We start from the raw sequence: 552 nt of genomic DNA, 5'->3' as shown, positions 1-552 counted from the left end.
ATCGACGATGCCACCGGCAAGCTGTTGCACTTACGCTTTGCGGGCTCGGAGAACACCTTCGACTATCTGCACGCGACGAAGGCCTACCTGCAGCAATGGGGCAAGCCGATTGCCTTCTACAGCGACAAGCATGGCATCTTCCGCACCACCCATGCTTCCAAGAAGGACAGGACCAGTGGCCTGACGCAGTTCGGCCGGGCCCTTTATGAGCTCAACATCGACATCATCTGCGCCAATACCCCGCAGGCCAAAGGCCGCGTCGAGCGCGCCAACCAGACGCTGCAGGATCGCCTGGTCAAGGAACTGCGGCTGCGCGGCATCGACACGATCGCGGCGGCCAATGCCTATGCGCCGGAGTTCATGGCCGACTTCAATCGTCGCTTTGGCAAGGCGCCGCGCAATCCGAAGGACATGCATCGGCCGCTTGCCGCGCATGACAACCTCGATGGCGCCATGTGCCGCAAGGAGATCCGCAAGCTGTCGCAGTCCCTGACGCTGCGCTATGACAAGGTGATGTTCATCCTCGATCCGACGGATTTCGCCACGGCGCTC

At 61.6% G+C, this 552-nt stretch carries 1 protein-coding gene; it reads left to right on the top strand.

Going from position 1 to position 552, the window contains the following annotated elements; genetic code table 11:
• Positions 1-552, top strand: a 552-nt coding sequence (locus AC3WWH_RS34815) for an ISNCY family transposase (RefSeq protein ID WP_492377633.1), incomplete at both ends; no start/stop codon positions are given.

The sequence above is a fragment of the Ensifer sp. EB106-03-01-XG145 genome, from assembly GCF_058792075.1.
This window is presented reverse-complemented; position numbering and strand designations above follow the sequence as displayed.